Below are 18,543 nucleotides of genomic sequence, written 5' to 3'. Positions count from 1 at the left end.
CGTTTTTAGATCAATTAGCCCTTATATTGTTACATCAGCTAACTTTATATTCTAGCTAACCATAAAAATTGATCATAAAAAAAGCGGAAGATTTTTAAATCCTCCGCTTTTCATCAATTGAAATTCCTTTTAGTTAATCCCTCTGAATAACCGGCTCCATCTGATTTTATGGAAAAATGAGGCTTCACTATCCCAGCTCATCCAGATAAATAAAGCCTTGCCTACCACATGATCTTCCGGCACAAAACCCCAGTAGCGGGAATCTGCTGAATTATGACGGTTATCGCCCATCATCCAATAATAGTTCATTTTAAAAGTATAAGATGTGGCAAGTTTATCATTAATATACCAGCCGTCGCCTTTTTTCTCTACCTTATTTCCTTCATAAGTCCGGATAGCACGGTAATATATTGGCATAGTGTTGCTGTCAATTTGAACGGTCATTCCTTTTGCAGGAATTTTAACAGGACCAAAATTATCTACATTCCATTTACGGTTTGGATCGTGTGGAAATAAACCTCCGTCTTCGCCAGCAGGTTCTGCAGCCATATTTATAGATTTTACAAAATCAAATTTCCTGATTTCATCTGCCATTTCTGAAGATGCGTTTAAAACATAAACCATAGGATTTGAGGTTTGCTGAATATCAGAAATCTTTAAACCGATATCATTAAAAACCGAAAAATTAATATCATTGGTTTTAAATTCTACCTTATATGGCATCATGCCGGTATTTTTTAAAGGCTCGGCTTTTCCATTAATGCTCACTATTCCATTAGTCATACTCACCACATCGCCACCAATACCAATACAGCGTTTAATATAATTTTCGCGTTTATCAACCGGTCTGCTGGTTATGGTATATTGACTATTTACTGTTTTCCAGTCTGAATTACGAACCAAATCATAATAACTTGGGTTTTGATTTTCTAGGGCAACTGTATCTCCCTCCGGAAAGTTAAAAACAACTACATCATTTCTTTTAATATCCGAAAGTCCGGGTAAACGACGATATTTCCATTGTACGCCATCCCAATAAGCTTTTGTACCCGTAATAGGCATGGTATGGTGCGCAAAAGGAAAAGCAACGGGTGTCATCGGGATCCTTGCACCATAATTTACTTTACTTACAAAAAGAAAATCACCTACCAGTAATGATCTTTCCATTGAACCTGAAGGTATGGTATAAGCTTCAATAAAAAATACACGGATAATGGTTGCCGCTATTACAGCGAAAACAATGGCATCTACCCATTCGCGGGTTTTGGTTTTTTTCTTTTTATCGGCATCCTTTTTTTTCTGCCAGAATTTATAATTCATATTTTTATTTTACAAGATTAACTGGTTATTGGTATAATCGGTTAACTATTATCTGCAATTCATGATGTTTAACAATAAAGCATCCTTTTTTGAATGACTTTACAGGGATTTTACTCAAATATATCGGTTATATTGAAGAAACCTTTTTTATTTTGTAACCATTCTGCGGCCACAACAGCGCCTAAAGCAAATCCGGCACGGCTATGTGCTGTATGCTTAATTTCAATCTCATCAACCTCACTGCTATAAATTACCGTATGTGTACCGGGTATATTTTCAATTCTATGAGATTCTATGAGCAATTGTTCGGCCTTTGGAAAAACTTCTACATCTGTGCCAACAACTTCATTTAACCATTCTGTTTTCCGCTCCAAACTGTCTACAATGCCTTCAGCAATTGTAATGGCCGTACCGCTGGGCGAATCTAATTTTTGTGTATGGTGTATTTCTTCTACCTGCACTTCGTAAGCCGGGTAGTTGTTCATCAGCTTGGCTAAAGTTTGATTTAATTTAAAAAACAAATTAACGCCAATACTGAAATTAGACCCATACAGCAGTGTGTTGTTACTGGTGTTGCAATCATTTTTAACTTCCTGCAGTTTGCCATACCAACCGGTTGTACCCACTACAACAGGAACGCCGGCATCAAAACAAGCATTAATATTATTCAAAACCGAATCAGGTGTGCTAAAATCAATTGCTACATCGGCAGATTTTAAGTTTTGCCGGGTTAAATCTTCCTGGTTATCAATTGATATTTTTAAAACGATTTCATGACCACGTTCAAGTGCAAATTTTTCAATAATTTGTCCCATTTTGCCATAACCTAAAAGCGCAATTTTCATCTTTATACGTTTATTTTAAATTGTGATGAGGATATCATGATTGATTCCATACTCAATTTGATGTCGAAAATCATGATGATTTATATTTTAAAAAGTTAAAGATAGCTTTAAAGCTGGTGTTGCCGTATTAAAACTATACAAACTATTATTATTAATTACCGTTGGCACTACTTTAAAGGTAAGTTTATCATCTATATTAAAGAAATGCAAACGGGCAGCAACATAAGCATCTACAACATTGGCAAAATAAACCAAACCGTAAGAAAATAATACAATTTGCTGATTCCGTTTATAAGTACTTTTGGCCGTAAGAATACCGGCATCAGAATACCTTGCTAATGAGGGGTTTGCAACCAAATTTGTTGTACCTGTCTTCCGGGCTTCTCTATATTGTGCTTCTGCCAGAAATATTTTATAGTTATTGCTGTTATCGATGTAAGAAAGTGTAAGTACTGTAAAGCCTCCATAAATAGCCCCAATTTTAGCAATGGTATATATTTTTTGGAAAGCTTGACTTTTACCTGCCCTTTCGCCATAACCATCGTTAAGCAACTGCATATTGTAAACCTGACCTAAGCCGGGTAATATTAACGATTTGAGTACGGCTTTACGCCCAGCTATTTTACCTGGGTTTACATAATTGGCTTTGGCACTATTGCTTTTTTTAACCGTATCTTTTGGCAAAGGTTTAACCGCTGTTTTAGCTTTTAAGGTATCAACAGGCTTTAATACACTATCCCTTACCTGCGCAGCTGCCAGATTTACAAGAAAAAAAGTAAACAAAGAAACCAGTATAATCAGCCTACCTTTTTGCATTACCAATCTAATAATTCTAAGATTCTGTTTAGATCATCATCACTCATAAAAGGAATTTCAATGGCTCCTTTTCCGTTCTGACCAACTTTTAATTTTACACGGGTCGCAAATTTAGAAGCCAAATCATCCTGTAATTTTTTATACTGGAACGAAACGCTTTTCTCTTTAGGTTTTTCGCTTTCTTTTAGTGGAACATGTTGCAGGTTGCGCACCAGTTCTTCTACCTTACGCACCGAAAGTCCTTTTTCTACTATTTCCTGGTGAATAAATAATTGCTTATCTACCCCATCTACATTAATTAATGCACGGGCATGGCCCATAGAAATCCTTTGATCGCGGATAGAAGCTTGTATGGCAGGTGGAAGTTTTAGTAAACGCAAATAGTTGGTTACCGTTGTCCGGTTTTTACCCACACGCTCGCCCAATTGTTCCTGTTTTAAACCCACTTCATCAATCATCCTTTGAAAACTCAGTGCAACTTCAATCGCATTTAAGTTTTCACGCTGGATGTTTTCAATAAGCGCCATTTCCAGCATTTGCTGATCGTTGGCACTTCTTATATAGGCAGGAATTTGAGTTAATCCAGCAAGTTTTGAAGCCCTGAACCTGCGCTCTCCTGAAATAAGCTGATACTTATTTGCAGAAAGTTTTCTAACCGTAATGGGCTGAATCAAACCTTGTATTTTGATGGAATCAGCAAGCTCGTTTAAAGCAACCTGATCAAATTCGGTACGTGGCTGGTATGGGTTGGTTTCTACTTCTGTTAAATTTACATGACTGATGGTACCAACCTGCTCGGTCTCGCTTACAGGGTTTACACTCTGTTTTGGCGGATGAGAAGATTCGCTATCATCTAAAAGCGCACTTAACCCTCTTCCTAAACCTGTTTTTCGCTGAAAAGATGTCATCTATAATTTAATAATTTGCTGTACCTATATTTTCTTCTTCTTTTAACAAGCCGTTTTTCTTCACAATCTCCCGGGCAAGGTTTAAGTAATTAATGGCTCCTTTACAATTTGCATCATGCATAATTACGGAAACGCCGTAACTTGGCGCTTCACTTAAACGGGTATTACGCTGAATAATGGTATCAAAAACCAATTCATGGAAATGCGTTCTAACCTCTTCTACTACCTGGTTTGATAAACGTAAACGTACATCGTACATGGTTAAAAGAATGCCTTCTATTTCTAGCTCAGGGTTTAAACGGTTCTGTACAATTTTAATTGTATTTAACAGTTTACCTAAACCCTCTAATGCAAAATATTCGCATTGAACCGGAATAATTACCGAATCGGCAGCAGTTAAAGCATTAATGGTAATTAAACCTAATGATGGAGAACAATCGATGATAATAAAATCATACTGATCTTTAATTTTCTCTAAAACCGCTTTCATTTTGTACTCGCGGTTGTTCAAATTGATCATCTCAATTTCTGCCCCCACCAAATCAATATGTGCAGGCAACAAATCCAGATTAGGGGTATCCGTTTTCTGAATAGCCTGAGTTGGATCAATATCGTTGATGATACATTCGTAAATACTGTCTTTTATATTCCGGGGATCAAAACCAATGCCTGAAGTTGAATTTGCCTGAGGATCAGCATCAACCAATAAGGTTTTATATTCTAATACGGCTAAACTCGCAGCCAGGTTTATAGATGATGTTGTTTTACCAACGCCACCTTTTTGATTTGCTAATGCAATAATTTTGCTCATTTATCTATCCGAAATTTACTTAACGTTTATTTGGGCGGTATTATTTAATGCGATTTAATCGGCAAAAAGTTCTATTTTTGCACTGTTTACGCCCTTTTTCACAATCAGCTAAGATACAAACTATATGGCAATTTTAGCAATAAGGCTGCCTACGTTTTAAACATCTTATTAACAATTGCACATGATTACAATTATTGCAGCCACAAACAGATCCAATAGCAATACGCTTAAAGTTGCTAAATATTATCAAAACCAGCTTAAAATAAAGGGCGTAGAGGCTGGTTTATTTAGTTTGGAACACCTGCCTGCAGATGTTTTAAACACCGATATGTATGGCAAAAGATCAGAAGCTTTTCAAAAAATACAGGATTTAATTACCGCCACCGATAAGTTCGTCTTTATTATGCCTGAGTATAATGGAAGTTATCCCGGGGTGTTAAAGGTGTTAATTGATGCCAGCAATTTTCCCGATAGTTTTTATGATAAGAAGGCGGCTTTGGTTGGCCTTTCTTCAGGTAAATATGGCAACATCCGCGGGGTAGATCATTTTACAGGCGTTTGCCATTATATCCACCTCAATATTTTGCCGCTGCGTTTACACATTCCAAACATCAAAACAGAACTGGATGCCGAAGGGAATTTAATTAAAGAAGATACCCTTAAATTTATCAGTGAACAGGTTGAAAAGTTGATCAGGTTTTAAGCGGAAAGGCTAAAGCAGGAAGCTTAAAGAATAGCATTCCTTAAAAGACTAAAGCAGAAAGCTTAAAGAATAGCATTTCTATTGGTTACAAAAGTTGAGGATTGAATTAAAAGGTTTGAAAAGGAAAACCTGTATTTCATTTTAAAATTTTTCCTGCTGTTTGCTGCAATCTTTTTAATAACCGCGGTCCTGTTTACGGCTATAAAACGGATGCTTCGTACCTCAGCCTGACAGCATATTCAAGGCCTCTATAAATTAAAAAGGATTTCCGCTTCCATCAGGTTTAGAAAACCTCAGATACTGCAAAGCAGGTTAGTTCTGCTTTTCTAAGGCGTAAACCGTAAATGAAGCGATCAGCAGCGAAATGTTTATGCACCAAATCTGATCCATTTATCGCCTTCATGGCCAAAAATAAATGAACCCGGATGCAACATTTCAGCAAAATCTTCAATTAAAGCAACCACATTTTCTGCAGAACGCTCCCGGTTTACATCGTCATTTAATAAAACAATCCTATTGTTTTGTACCGATTGCCAATCTGCCTGAAGCATTGCCGGCACCTCTCTCATTAAATCGGTAAGGGTTTTACCTGGCTGATAATAAACTACATAAACAGCGCTCATCACATCAGATTCGATCATCCCGCCAGCTTGTGCAATTTCTTCTGATAAAAAATAACTCGGGTTGTTATTTAAATCTAAACACGCAACCGGAATTTTATCCATAAATTTAATTTTATGCTCTACAATATCCAAACGTTCCTGTAGTTCTTCCTGTTTAGCAGCATCAAGGCCAATAAATAAATCGTTTAAAAAAGACATCTGCATTAAATTTATTAATTTGTGCAAAAATAACATTCCTTTATTCATGCGAGGCTCATTTAAGTATATATTTTGGATTTTTTGCAGCATTATTTTTATTTCCTGTCAGGAGAAATCCGCAGATCAAAATAAAAAAGTCTTTAACATTAACCTCGATCAGGGTTTAACCTCTTTGGATCCTGCCTTTGCCAGAAACCAGAATGCCATTTGGATGACCAACCAAATATTTAACGGCCTGGTACAGATAGATTCTACCCTGAAAACGGTGCCCTGCATTGCCAAAACCTGGCAAATTTCTGCTGATGCACTTACTTATACCTTTAACTTGCGTAAGGATGTTTACTTTCACAACGATCCGATTTTTAAAAACGGGAAAGGGCGTAAAGTGGTTGCAGCAGATTTTGCTTACAGCTTTTATCGTTTAATTGATGCTAAAGTGGCTTCATCCGGGGGATGGATTTTTAGTGATAAGGTTAAAGATCAGCACAATTTTATTGCACTTAACGATTCTACTTTTCAGATTAAACTGATCAGGCCCTTCCCTCCTTTAATGAGTTTACTGACTTCTCAGTATTGTTCTGTTGTGCCCAAAGAAGTTGTTGAACATTATGGTAAAGATTTTAGAAGCCATCCGGTTGGTACCGGCCCGTTTAGCTTTAAATATTGGAAAGAGGGCGAAATTTTAGTGCTTTTAAAAAACGATCATTATTGGGAAAAAGATAGCACAGGCATAAAATTACCCTATATAGATGCTTTAAAAGCCAGCTTCATAACCGATAAACAAAGTGGATTTATGAGCTTTTTGAAAAAAGACCTGGATTTTTATTATAGTGTGGATGGAAGTTACCGCGACGATATTTTAACAAAAAGTGGAAACATGACCACTAAATACAAGGGAAAGTTTCAGCTTAAAAAAGGGCCCTATTTATGTACAGAATATGTGGGTATTTTGGTCGATAGCTCGCTGGCTATTGTAAAAAACTCGCCCTTAAAGGTTAAAAAAATCAGGCAGGCTATTAATTACGCTATTGACCGGGATAAATTAATTAAATATTTACGGAATGGAATTGGAATACCGGCTACATCGGGTTTTATACCTAAAGGCATGCCGGGCTTTGACAGTTCGGCTGTTCATGGTTATCCTTACAACCCAAAACGAGCTGCAAAACTGCTTACTGAGGCGGGCTACCCGGAAGGCAAGGGTTTAAAAGAAATTACCTTAAATACCACAACAACCTATAAAGACCTGATTGAATTTATACAAGGCGAACTGAGCGCCATTGGCATTAGAACTAAGATAGATGTTAGCCCAAGTGCGAGCCTGAGAGAGTTAATGGCAAAAAACAATGTGAATTTTTTCCGTGGATCGTGGATTGCTGATTATGCGGATGGCGAAAATTATTTATCTATGTTTTACTCTAAAAACAAAGTGCCCTACGGACCCAATTACACCGCTTTTTACAATAATGCTTTTGACAGGCTATTTGAGCAAAGTTACTATGAACCGGATAACGAAAAGCGCTTTAAACTTTACCGTCAGATGGATCAAATGATTATGGATTATTCTCCGGTTGTACCTATTTTTTATGATCAATCGGTGGTAATGCTTCAAAATAACATTAGTGGTTACCCAATGAACCCATTAAGTTTGATGATTTTAAAAAGGGTAAAAAAGAAATAAGCATTAATTTTTTAATTGCTTTTTGCTGTCCCGGGTTTTTAAACCCTATTGCAGCGGCATCCCCTGATTTTTTCATCAGGGATACAGCAGAAAGAAGGACTAAACCCAATACCAGTAGAAACCTGCTTTCCAAATCATTTGTGGTAAAACGATATGTCATCTGCATCAATATCAAAAACGTATGACATCAAAAAAGCCTTTCAGGTATTCCTGAAAGGCTTTAAATTATTTACTGGTAAATGGTGTTATTGTTGAATGCCACCCATTCCCCCACCTTGTTGCTGTTGATCTTGTTTAGCATCATCATTTTTAATTTTCTTCTTCTCCGTAAATTTAAGTTTACCGAATGAATAACTAAAGTTAACCCCGAAAGAGCGTAACGGATAATAAATGTTTGTACTTTGATAAACCGTTCCGGTAGCATCTGATGAGTTATTAACCGTTTTGATGTGTAAGTTTTTTGTAAATGGATTTAATACATTTACACCAATGCTGCCCTTTTTATGAAAAAGATCTTTTTTAATTGATGCGCCATAAATGTAAAAAGGATCTGTAACCCCTTGGTAGGTACGTTTTTTAGAGGTAATTACATTAAAAACCTCGAAATTATAACCTTTACCAAAACCATAAGCCGAACGTACAAACCAGTTGAAATTGAAATAAGTACCTGTATTTATATTGGTTTGGGAATTGGTTATAGAGTACGTGGTTCCAGAAAAATTAGTCATCAAAGTCCATTTTGGTTTAGGATTATACGATGCAAAAATGTTAAAACCATAGGTTTGTGAAGTACCAACGTTAATATAGCTGGTTTTAGTTGTGTCTCCTCTTAATGGAGAAATTGAACTTTCTATAATATCACTGGTACGACGATAAAAAACCGATGCATTAATAATAGATCCTTTTATAAAAGTTGAATAACCTAATTCAAAATTATCACTCAACTCAGGGTTTAAATAAGGATTACCCTGCATTACATTAAACTGGTTACTTTCGTTTCGGAAAGGGTTTAAATAAGATAATGATGGCCTTTGCATCCTGCGGTTATAGCTTAATTTTAAAGTTCCGTTTCCTTTTAATGTTTTAGATAAAATTGCACTTGGAAACAGGTTTAAGTAGTCGTTTTTCTGCGTATCACCAGATAATGTGTTAAATGATATGTTAGTATATTCAGCTCTTAAACCACCTTTAAACTTAATTTTTTTTGTTAAATCGAAACTTAATACACCATAAGCTGAGGCAATATCCTGTCCATAATTAAAATCAGGGCTTGCAGTATTAGCATATTCACTTTTTATTTCACGAAATATACCTTTAGCACCAACCTCTAAGGTGGTCGTTTTGCTAAATGGATAGGTGTAATCTGTCTGGGCTGTATATTCGTTATTTCTACCAGTATTGCTACTTAGTGTTTCATGTCCATTTGGATAAAATGTATTGTATATAGTATTACTAAAACTAGTAGGTGTTCTTCCTGTTGATAATTGACCGGAAATGGTAAACTCCTCACCTTCTTTTTTACTGGTTTTTTTATAATCAACGTTCCAGTCCATATTGTTAAAAGTCATATCCATATCGCTGATGTTATTCGCTATAATATTACCAGCGTTATTGCTAATATTATATACGGATGCACCCGGACCGCCGTTAGAAAAGTGATTAAATTTAACGTTACTGCTAATATTGTTATAAGCATTAAAATCGTAATCTAAACCTAAACTACCGTTATAACCATTACGGCTCCATTTAGAAAATCCATCCTGAGACAGGTTATTAAAAGTACCGTCGTTATATTGAGTATTGGTTACAAAAGAGGTTTGCGAATTTTGGGCATAAGCTAAGTTTGTTCCCAGAGAGGTGTTTACACTTAAACGACCTGTTTTAGCCGTTAAATTAAAAGCACCATTATTTTGACGCGTTCCGGCAGATGCATTAATGCTACCACTTACGCCTTGTGCATTTGATTTTTTAGTGATGATGTTAATAATACCACCTGAACCTTCGGCATCATATTTAGCGGATGGACTGGTAATAACCTCAACGCTTTTAATCTGCTCTGCAGGAATCATTTTCAAGGCATCAGCAACACTGCTGGCCATGGTGCCGGATGGTTTTCCATTAATTAAAACCCTTACTGCCGCACCACGTAATTGTACATCGCCATTTGCATCAACGGATAACATAGGTACTTTACGCATTACATCTGTAGCATCGCCACCGGCATTGGTTCCATCAGCTTCTGCATTGTAAACCATTCTATCTACTTTATTTTCAATAATGGCTTTTGTACCCTGAATCTGAACATCAGCTAAAGTATTCTCAGTTGATGAAATATAAATCGTTCCAATATTATTATCCGGTTTAGATGGTGTTGTTGTTATCGTAATGGATTTTGTTTTGTAACCCATAAAACCTATCATTAGTTTATAGGTATCAGGCGATACATTTTGTAAAGTAATTTTTCCTTTAGGATCTGTTACGCCACCATTAACCGACTTATTATTACCGGCATTTATTAATGATATTGTTGCGTAATCAATGGGCGCTTTGGTTACTGAATCTAAGATCACTGCCGTAATACGCCCAGTAACTGAAGTTTTTTTAGCTCCGCCGCCCATTCCTGGCATTCCAGGCATTTGAGCCCGGGCATTTATAAATATTACTAAAGTGAAAATTAAGAGTAGAAGTCGTTTCATGTTAATTGTTAGTTCTTTTTGTAATTAGTCCACGCAAGTTGCATTTTGTTACACAATAACAAAATACTTTTTACGCAACACAAACAAATTAACCGGCAAACTAACGTCTTCAGCCGGTAAATAACAATAGATTACTATTTACGCTGTTTTTTAACGACGAATAAGGCCCTTACCGAATAAACCATTTGCATTTGCGCAAACCGGGGTTTACACTTTCCTGATTTTAATAATCCGCATCCAGTGCAACACTTTCATCACCGGATAGGTTGGATCAAACTCCCACCATTTAGTGGCAAAATTTGGACTGTTTGGTTTTTTGTGATGATTATTTTGAAATAACTCGCCCATTAACAGAAAATCCCATGGAAGCGAGTTTTTACTATGATCGTCGTTATCGTGGTTGGAGTAACCATATTTATGTCCGCACCAGTTTACAATAGCACCGTGTAATGGCCCCATTAAAAAGTGAATGGGCAATAATAAAAACATCCACCAGTGGTTAGCAAAAGCAACATAAAAACCAATGTAAAATAAACCACAGGAAATTCTCCATATCCATGAATCACCAATGCGGTCAACAAGTGGCCATTCGGGATAGTTACCACGAAAAGCAGGCTCCGGTTCAATTTTATAACGCAAATAGTTGAGGTACATATTTTTTGTAGCGATCATCATTCCGAATACATCCTTAAAAAAATGTGGCGAATGCGGGTCCTGCTCCGTATCACTGTAGGCATGATGCATGCGGTGTAGAATAGCGTAAGCCCTTGGATTTAAAAAAGAAGAACCTTGCGAGATTAATAAAACCAGGTAGAAAAACTTTTCCCAGAAAGGCTCCATTTTAAACATTTTATGTGATGAATAACGGTGCAGGAAAAAGGTTTGACTAAAAAGAGATAAAAACCAATGTGCAAGAAAAAATATTAAGATAATCATTTACTATTTGTGTGTATGCTGTTATTAACGAATTTTTTGGGGTTTTGGTTTCAAAGAGATATAAAACCTGTTGGAGGTTAAGTTTTCAGGTATAAAAAGACTGTATTAATAATCGGAAATTACTGAAAGTTATTCAGCAAACCATAGGAATTATTAATACAGTCTTCGATTATTTTATCTTCCGAAATCGTCTTGTACTCTAACGATATCGCTTTCATCAGATGGATTTGAAGCATCTGTATGCTGCCAAATTTCGGCTACAACGCCCCAATCATCCAAACCGATTAAACGGTGACGTTCGCCTTGTTGTAATTTAATCTGATCTTTAGGGTTATATTTTTTCACTTCACCTTCTTCATCGGTTTCGCTGGTTTTAATGCCAACTGTACCGGTAACCACTTGCCAAATTTCAGCTCTGCGGTGGTGATATTGCCACGAAAGGCGTGTATTAGGCGCTACAATTAAAATTTTAGGACTTAATTTACCGCCTATTTTAAGATCTTCTACATTTAAGCCATCAAAATAAGTATCGGCAAATTGTTGAGCCTGAGCTTCATCAATTACAAAAAAACCTCCCCACGGACGGGTTTCATCACGGTTTACTACATTAAAACCTTCAATTTTTAAACGTTGTGCAACGCTTTCGAATATTTCTTTTTTATCGTTTTGCATAAGGTGGTAAAAATAAGGCTTATAAATTAAAAAAGCCCTTTCGGGCTTATATTTTTTTCAAAGAATAAATCTATTTTATTTCACTTATGGTAATATCAGTGGTTAAGCCCGTTGATTGTACAATTAAGGGCAAAGCTGCATTGTTTAATATCCAAAGATGTAGTTTATCATCTTCGCTAACTACATGACTTACATCGGTATCTTTTCCATTAATTTTAAATTGAGTGGCATCGTCAGGCGATTTTATTTTAAGCTTGATGCCGTTGTAGGTAAACGTTTTTTGATCAACTAAACTTTTATAAGCCTCCTTTGATAAAATGCAAAAGGTTTCATCATCAGCCAATTTGGTTACACCTAAAGCGGGCTGGGTTACATTGAGTAGTTTAGTAGCATTATCTACCGCTTTGGCACTCATTTCAAAAGCACCTTCGCCATAACCATCAACAGACCAGCCAATACTTAGGGGTGCTGTTAAACTGTTTACAGTTAAAACCAGCGGAAATTCCTGCCCGTTTACCAAAGCCATTGCATTCATTATTGAACCGGGTTTAATTTCAGGAACACTTTTTTGCGCATTTGCCCCGATACAAATGATCAGGCAAAAACAAATGGTCATCATTTTTTTCATAACAATCAGAATAATTTAAGTTATGATGAAGATAAGAACTTTTTCTGTTGAACTTTAGCAAGTTAGATGGTAACGGTTAGTAAAAGTTCTATTAGTTTGCCAAACGTTTCTATCAAATTATCTATACTCTGTTGCGATGATGAGATTTGCTTTTTCTCTATACCACCGGCTCTTAAAGTATCGAGTTGTGCACTTGTAAGTTTGAAACTCCGATTGATTAAGTCGTCGAATAATCCCGGTTTCGGTTAAAGGTAATGCCTCTGAAGCATCAAAATTTAGATTAAAGGCCGTAATTTTCACCAAAATGGGTTCTCTATCTTATATTAACTATTTTAATAACAACCGGATTTAAAAGTAATATATCTTCAAATTCATTTTTTGTAATTATAGAAGTTAGCGAATTTTGAGCAATATCCATAGCTGATTCAACACTTACAAGTGGTTGTTCACTTTGCCTTTCATATTTGCTCTTTCCGGTAGGTGAAGTATTGGATATTAAAATTGGAATAACAAGATTTAGTTTTTTACGCGTTTTTAATAAAGAACTATAATCAATATTGTAAAGCTCTTTATAAGTTGGGAATATTTTATATAGCAAACTATCGCTAACCAGTAATTGATCCACTTTTATTTTATTTTCTTTTGACTTAACAATTTTTAACCTGAAATTAAAAGAATACATAGCGATGCTATCTTCCAGAACTGTGCTGGATTTATCTCTCATCAGTATTTTGTATACTTTTTTTTGCCAATCAGGAATTGTTTCTGTACGGGAAGCTTGGGCAACAGAAAGCATAGGAACAATTCCTAAAAAGACTATTATTAAATAGATAAATCTAGCGTGTTCTTTCATATCATTTTATTCATTTCTATTAGTTACTCTTTTTCCGGATAAGTTTCTATTAATCCATAGTAGATTGTTTTAGTATTTTGCTTTATTTGCTCAGCAAGTAAATGCGTAAATTCCGGAATACAATAAGTGAAAGTAGATTTATGAAACTTCAGCGGGATTGCATTTCCTTCAGGGATAAATAACTTAGATAAATACGACTCATTTTTTAATTGAACCCTTAATTTTAGGAAAAACCATTTTTTTTAAAGGGGCGAAGATATTGTAGAATTCATTAGAAATGTTATTTAAAGCACTTACATCGGTAACTTGGCTAAGCTTATTTATATCCATTTTATCATTGCATAATGCAATTCACAGTCCTTAAAGATGGAATCTAATTTTATCCCATTTAACAATTAGTTTCCCAACAGAGTCTGTTTGTACCACATCTTGTGACATTAATTTATTTCCAATAAAAATTATAGCATAATGCAAAAAAGTGTACTAGTAAATCGTTTCATATTGTTATTGTTTTGTAGAGCATTTACTTCCTTTTGGTCCATCTCTATATTCTGAATTAGCTAAAAACATCTGACCTACTTTATAAGGTTCTGCTAATTTATAAGCATTATAAGCAGGAGTGCCTTCTAAGCCTCCCAATGCTAATGCATCTTCATCCCCCATATTCGGATAGATTTTTTTCATAGTTGCTGAAAAGTTAATATCTCAATCTATTTCTTTCGGAACCATAGTTTTTAAACACGGATCATCTACATTATTTGTAATATCGCTTCATAAAAAGCAACAAGGCCACACGAAAATATTTCATGTGGCTTTTATTTAATTTTTTGTCTTCACCCTTTGCCTGGTCTCTAAATATTCGGGATAGCTGTAAATGACACTTCCATCGTCATAAATTGTTTTTGGATTTTCTTTTATTTGTTTTGCCAACAAAAATGTTATTTCAGGTAAAAATGCTTTAAGATCTGATTTAGCATAAGACTCTCCATTACTAATGCTGCATTTTCTTCTCGGGTAAACAACATATAAAAACAAAATTGTTTTTTTAGCATTTGTTTCTTTTGAAAAATGCATTTCCTGCAATGGCTTAAAGAACTTTAAAAAAGCTTCTGGAATAGAATTCAAAGAATTAATTTCAATTATTTTATTATGGTCATCAACCTCCATTTTCATTAATGTATAATGCAACTGGCAGTCTTTAAAAATTGAATCTAGCTTTATATAATGCTTAGAAATTAGGTTATTTAGAGAATCTAACTGAGCAATACTCTGTGCTTTTATATGTATAGCAATTGCAATTACTAGTAAGATTGTTATAAAAAAACTTTTCATTTTAATTCGTTTTTTGTGGACATTTTATACCTTTTGTTCCGTCTGCATACTCAGAATTTGTCAGCCATAATTGACCTACACTATAGGGATCATTAGTTTTATAAGTATCATAAGCAGGAGTACCCTCTAATCCACCCCATGCTAAAGCTAAAGCATCTGTATTATCCATTTGCGAATACATTTTCTTAATCGCTGCTTGAAACCAAGCTATATATTGTTCAGTTGCCATTTCATCATGTTGTCTATCCGGATCAAACACCTTGTCACGATAGCTAAAGTAAGCATGTAAAGTTTCATGTATAATAGTTGAAGCTATAAACTCAGTTGATGCATTAGGCAGGGTCTTTTCATTTAATTTTATTGTAATATTAAAAGTATTAATTGATCCATCATTTTTGAATGTTACTATTGGTGGCGTAGTGCTTCCATCTGTAAGATCACTGGTATATGTAGCTTGGTCAAAACTCAAATTAATACTACTATTATCTCCAAAAATACTATTTAAAGTTTGTTCGGCTGTAAATTCAATTCCTTTATCTAATAAAGCTTGCACCATAGCTTTTAAACATGGGTCTTTAATTTTGTTAACTATGTCACCACGACCTTCATCAGGAACCGTTGGCAGAGTTGGTATATTAGGCGTCTGTCCACGTGGATTATTAGGATCAGGGGTTACGCCACCATTTCCATCGGTTGGTATTTCTACAGATGTACAATATCTACCATAGTTATAACCTTTAATGTAGGTACTACAAACTGGCTCTGGTGAATCACCAGCCTGGATACAACTTATGCCATAAATTGGGGTTACAATAGTATAGCAGAATTCTTGCGAAGCAACCTGAATTTTTCCGTTACCAAAATTGTTCATATTGATTTTTTCTTTCAAACCTGCATTAAGAGTTTCTCTATAACCTGCTTCGTTACCCTGGCTAATGGCTTGTAAAGCTTTACCAGCATTAAAAACCCATCCGTTGATAAAATTGCCTTTTCTATTGTAAAAATAAATATAGCCCGTAAAATTATTTACCTCAGTATAATGTACAGGCTCATTTGATAAACTGCTCATATAGTAACCATCGGTTATTTTACCTGTTTTAGTATCTTTAAATATTAACAGCTTAAACCTGCTAACTGATTGATAGTTATTTTTATCACCTTTACTTAAAAAACCATTGGTTATAAAAGCACTATCCGTACTTGTTAAGTCAACCTCATATACGGTTTTATCCTTTAATTCATTTACATAGACAGTGTTCCAGTTTGGAACCATACCTGAAAACAAAATGCTTTTTTGATCAAAGTTTTTGCTTTGCCAGCCTTTTAAGATTGTAAGTTCATCATTAGAAAGTTTTTCATTGTTCAGACTATCCTTTTTACAAGATGTAATAAAGTAAATTAGGATTATTATACATAGTCCGGTTGCCTTTAATGGCAAAGAGAGGGCATTAATTTTTCTCATCTACTTAAAATTTAATTGTTTAGCTACAAATTTCAGGGATGATTAAGCGAATATATGTGTAATATCCTAAATACAAAAATAAATTATATTAAACCTACATTAATAAAACAACAATTAATACGTGGACATTAAGAAAGTTTAAAGACAGATAATTAAAAACTTAAACGGACTATAACATTTAGTAATTAACCAATAGATCATCATACTAGAAAAGAAAACCTCTTTAAACGAGAAATGGCCACCTTAAAGGTAGCCATTAATATGGTGGAGAATATCGGATTCGAACCGATCACCTCTTCACTGCCAGCGAAGCGCTCTAGCCGAATGAGCTAATCCCCCGTTTTATGTTTATTTCCAATTGTCAACTATGCTTTTTAAGCCTGAGCCTGATCAGCCAATTGCCTTTGTGGTTGGCAAAAATAGCAATTTGTTTGTTGTTTACAAATTAAAGTGAAAGTTGATCTGATTAGTCTTTCATTTTTACGGTAAACATGAGCATTAAACTACTGACAAACAATGCAGACTGAAAGGGATAAACGATAAATAAATAGAGCATAAATGTAACCACCATGATCATAAACAGAAACTGCAAAGCTTTAAGCAGAGAATCCATATAAAACATTGCAATAAATCCGAGAATATAAATAGGGATAATAAATGCAGCCACAAGCATACACCTAAATTAAACCCTGTTTATTAACAGAATATTAGCCCGGCATTAATTGCTTTATATTCTGATTAAGTAATTGCTGATAACCATCAACAAACTGACTTACCTGAAAGCCATCCATTAAAGCGTGGTTGGCATGAATGGAAACTGACATGATTTTTTTATCTCCTTCGCTCCTCACCTTTCCGAATGAAATTTTAGGGCAGCTATCCTGAAAAGAAAACTTTCGGGCATGAGACATGGATTTAAAATCTAACCAGGGCAGGGCCGAATAATGAATAACGTTTTGCCCGGAAGAGGCTGGAATTAATCCTGTAGTATTTTCTACCCTTTTAATCTCTGCAATTGCTTCAGTTTTAAATTCAGAAAAATCGTTGTAAAAATCCATATAACCAAAACCAAAGGTGCCATCAGGCCTGCTAATGGTTGCTGAAGCGTGTACCTGATCATAATGCCAAACTTCATCATTTATAATTCTGTATTTAAATGCTTCGATGTGGTTGGCAGCCTCTAAAGATTTATACAGGTAAAGCAGAAAAAATGAAACGTTTATTGCTTTGGCTTCATTATAGCTAAAGGTACAATCTACATCAACGGTAACGCCGAAAAAAGGCTCATCAAAGGTATTGAAAAAGTTAAAATGATCTTTTCTGATCCAGGTGTTTATATCTATTTTTTTTCTCATGCGGTTAATCTTGGTAAAACATCCGACAGGCTTTCCATCTGATAAAAATTAGCGTGCTCAATGCTGTAATCAATATGTTCGTGTACCCAGGTGGTGTGGTAAGGAATATGAACGGCATGACCGCCAATGGCCAACACAGGTAAAACATCCGATTTTAAAGAATTACCAAGCATTAAAAACTCATCGGCCGGACAATCTAAATGTTTAAGCAATTTTAAATAGTCTTTTTCCTGCTTATCACTCATAATTTCGATATGATGGAAATAATGATCCAGTCCTGATTTTTTTAGTTTCCTTTCCTGATCAAGCAAATCTCCTTTAGTAGCCACCACTAATTTATAACGGCCGAATAATGCTTTTAAAACCTCCTCTACTCCGTCAAGCAATTCTACCGGCTTGTTCAGCATTTCCTGCCCCAACTGAATGGCTTTGCTTATTATTACCGGGTTAACCGTTCCTTCTGATATTCTTAAAACGGTTTCAATCATGCTCAGCATAAAACCTTTAATTCCATAACCATATAAGGGTAAATTGGCTATTTCTGTTTTATACAATTCGGCAGTTACACTATGATGAGGCAAATAATCTTCTAAAAGGCCGGCAAATTGTGTTTCCGTTTCTCTAAAATAAGGCTCGTTTACCCAAAGGGTATCGTCGGCATCAAAAGCAATTACGGTAATCTTATTTTTCATCAGTGTGTATAT

General features: G+C 35.3%; 18 protein-coding genes and 1 tRNA gene. 2 read left to right on the top strand and 17 right to left on the bottom strand.

Going from position 1 to position 18,543, the window contains the following annotated elements; genetic code table 11:
* Nucleotides 1–129 precede the first annotated feature (129 nt).
* The 5 genes from lepB to O0955_RS16185 form a co-directional block, all read right to left on the bottom strand.
* Nucleotides 130–1,320 carry a signal peptidase I gene (gene lepB / locus O0955_RS16205; RefSeq protein ID WP_269428605.1) on the bottom strand — a complete coding sequence of 397 codons (1,191 nt, stop codon included), beginning with the start codon at nucleotides 1,318–1,320 and terminating at the stop codon, nucleotides 130–132.
* Nucleotides 1,321–1,430: 110 nt separating this feature from the next.
* Complete coding sequence (dapB, locus tag O0955_RS16200; RefSeq protein ID WP_269428604.1) at nucleotides 1,431–2,165, bottom strand: 4-hydroxy-tetrahydrodipicolinate reductase; 735 nt, start codon at nucleotides 2,163–2,165, stop codon at nucleotides 1,431–1,433.
* A gap of 87 nt (nucleotides 2,166–2,252) precedes the next feature.
* Nucleotides 2,253–2,981, bottom strand: a complete 729-nt coding sequence (locus O0955_RS16195) for a DUF5683 domain-containing protein (protein WP_269428603.1) — start codon at nucleotides 2,979–2,981, stop codon at nucleotides 2,253–2,255.
* Nucleotides 2,981–3,889, bottom strand: coding sequence for a ParB/RepB/Spo0J family partition protein (locus O0955_RS16190; protein WP_269428602.1), 909 nt, complete (start codon nucleotides 3,887–3,889; stop codon nucleotides 2,981–2,983). Before O0955_RS16190 ends, O0955_RS16195 begins: the two co-directional genes overlap by 1 nt.
* 7 nt (nucleotides 3,890–3,896) lie before the next feature.
* Complete coding sequence (locus tag O0955_RS16185) at nucleotides 3,897–4,700, bottom strand: ParA family protein (RefSeq protein WP_269428601.1); 804 nt, start codon at nucleotides 4,698–4,700, stop codon at nucleotides 3,897–3,899.
* A gap of 181 nt (nucleotides 4,701–4,881) precedes the next feature.
* On the opposite strand from O0955_RS16185, the gene O0955_RS16180 reads away from it, so the two are divergent.
* Nucleotides 4,882–5,403 (top strand): NADPH-dependent FMN reductase, encoded by a 522-nt coding sequence (locus tag O0955_RS16180; RefSeq protein ID WP_269428600.1) that lies wholly within the window; start codon nucleotides 4,882–4,884, stop codon nucleotides 5,401–5,403.
* Between the two features lie 368 nt (nucleotides 5,404–5,771).
* On the opposite strand, the gene O0955_RS16175 is transcribed toward O0955_RS16180, so the two are convergent.
* The gene (locus O0955_RS16175; protein ID WP_269428599.1) at nucleotides 5,772–6,224 is read right to left on the bottom strand and encodes a substrate-binding domain-containing protein; all 453 of its coding nucleotides are present in this window, start codon (nucleotides 6,222–6,224) and stop codon (nucleotides 5,772–5,774) included.
* A 46-nt stretch (nucleotides 6,225–6,270) separates the two neighbouring features.
* Here O0955_RS16175 and O0955_RS16170 point away from each other — a divergent pair, with 46 nt between their 5' ends.
* Nucleotides 6,271–7,905, top strand: coding sequence for an ABC transporter substrate-binding protein (locus O0955_RS16170; protein WP_269428598.1), 1,635 nt, complete (start codon nucleotides 6,271–6,273; stop codon nucleotides 7,903–7,905).
* 245 nt (nucleotides 7,906–8,150) lie between these two features.
* Here the strand turns inward: O0955_RS16170 and O0955_RS16165 are convergent, their stop codons facing one another.
* From O0955_RS16165 to O0955_RS16115, 11 genes are all read right to left on the bottom strand, one after another.
* The gene (locus tag O0955_RS16165) at nucleotides 8,151–10,601 is read right to left on the bottom strand and encodes a TonB-dependent receptor (protein ID WP_269428597.1); all 2,451 of its coding nucleotides are present in this window, start codon (nucleotides 10,599–10,601) and stop codon (nucleotides 8,151–8,153) included.
* Between the two features lie 207 nt (nucleotides 10,602–10,808).
* Nucleotides 10,809–11,537, bottom strand: a complete 729-nt coding sequence (locus O0955_RS16160; protein WP_269428596.1) for an acyl-CoA desaturase — start codon at nucleotides 11,535–11,537, stop codon at nucleotides 10,809–10,811.
* A gap of 174 nt (nucleotides 11,538–11,711) precedes the next feature.
* Nucleotides 11,712–12,209, bottom strand: coding sequence for a cupin domain-containing protein (locus tag O0955_RS16155; protein WP_269428595.1), 498 nt, complete (start codon nucleotides 12,207–12,209; stop codon nucleotides 11,712–11,714).
* A gap of 70 nt (nucleotides 12,210–12,279) precedes the next feature.
* Complete coding sequence (locus O0955_RS16150) at nucleotides 12,280–12,837, bottom strand: hypothetical protein (protein ID WP_269428594.1); 558 nt, start codon at nucleotides 12,835–12,837, stop codon at nucleotides 12,280–12,282.
* A 313-nt stretch (nucleotides 12,838–13,150) separates the two neighbouring features.
* Nucleotides 13,151–13,690: a hypothetical protein gene (locus tag O0955_RS16145; protein WP_269428593.1), complete on the bottom strand. Its 540-nt coding sequence runs from the start codon at nucleotides 13,688–13,690 to the stop codon at nucleotides 13,151–13,153.
* A gap of 504 nt (nucleotides 13,691–14,194) precedes the next feature.
* On the bottom strand, nucleotides 14,195–14,374 hold the full coding sequence (locus O0955_RS16140; RefSeq protein ID WP_269428592.1) for a hypothetical protein: 180 nt from the start codon (nucleotides 14,372–14,374) through the stop codon (nucleotides 14,195–14,197).
* Between the two features lie 135 nt (nucleotides 14,375–14,509).
* Nucleotides 14,510–15,022, bottom strand: a complete 513-nt coding sequence (locus O0955_RS16135) for a hypothetical protein (protein ID WP_269428591.1) — start codon at nucleotides 15,020–15,022, stop codon at nucleotides 14,510–14,512.
* Nucleotide 15,023: 1 nt separating this feature from the next.
* Nucleotides 15,024–16,484 (bottom strand): hypothetical protein, encoded by a 1,461-nt coding sequence (locus O0955_RS16130; RefSeq protein WP_269428590.1) that lies wholly within the window; start codon nucleotides 16,482–16,484, stop codon nucleotides 15,024–15,026.
* Between the two features lie 262 nt (nucleotides 16,485–16,746).
* Nucleotides 16,747–16,823, bottom strand: a tRNA-Ala gene (locus tag O0955_RS16125).
* 368 nt (nucleotides 16,824–17,191) lie between these two features.
* On the bottom strand, nucleotides 17,192–17,839 hold the full coding sequence (locus O0955_RS16120; RefSeq protein WP_269428589.1) for a chloramphenicol acetyltransferase: 648 nt from the start codon (nucleotides 17,837–17,839) through the stop codon (nucleotides 17,192–17,194).
* Nucleotides 17,836–18,531, bottom strand: a complete 696-nt coding sequence (locus O0955_RS16115; RefSeq protein ID WP_269428588.1) for an HAD family hydrolase — start codon at nucleotides 18,529–18,531, stop codon at nucleotides 17,836–17,838. Before O0955_RS16115 ends, O0955_RS16120 begins: the two co-directional genes overlap by 4 nt.
* Nucleotides 18,532–18,543: the final 12 nt, after the last annotated feature.

This window comes from Pedobacter punctiformis (genome assembly GCF_027213715.1).
GTDB lineage: Bacteria > Bacteroidota > Bacteroidia > Sphingobacteriales > Sphingobacteriaceae > Pedobacter > Pedobacter punctiformis.
The sequence above is the reverse complement of the archived record's forward strand: the minus strand, read 5'-3'. Positions and strand labels throughout refer to the sequence as shown.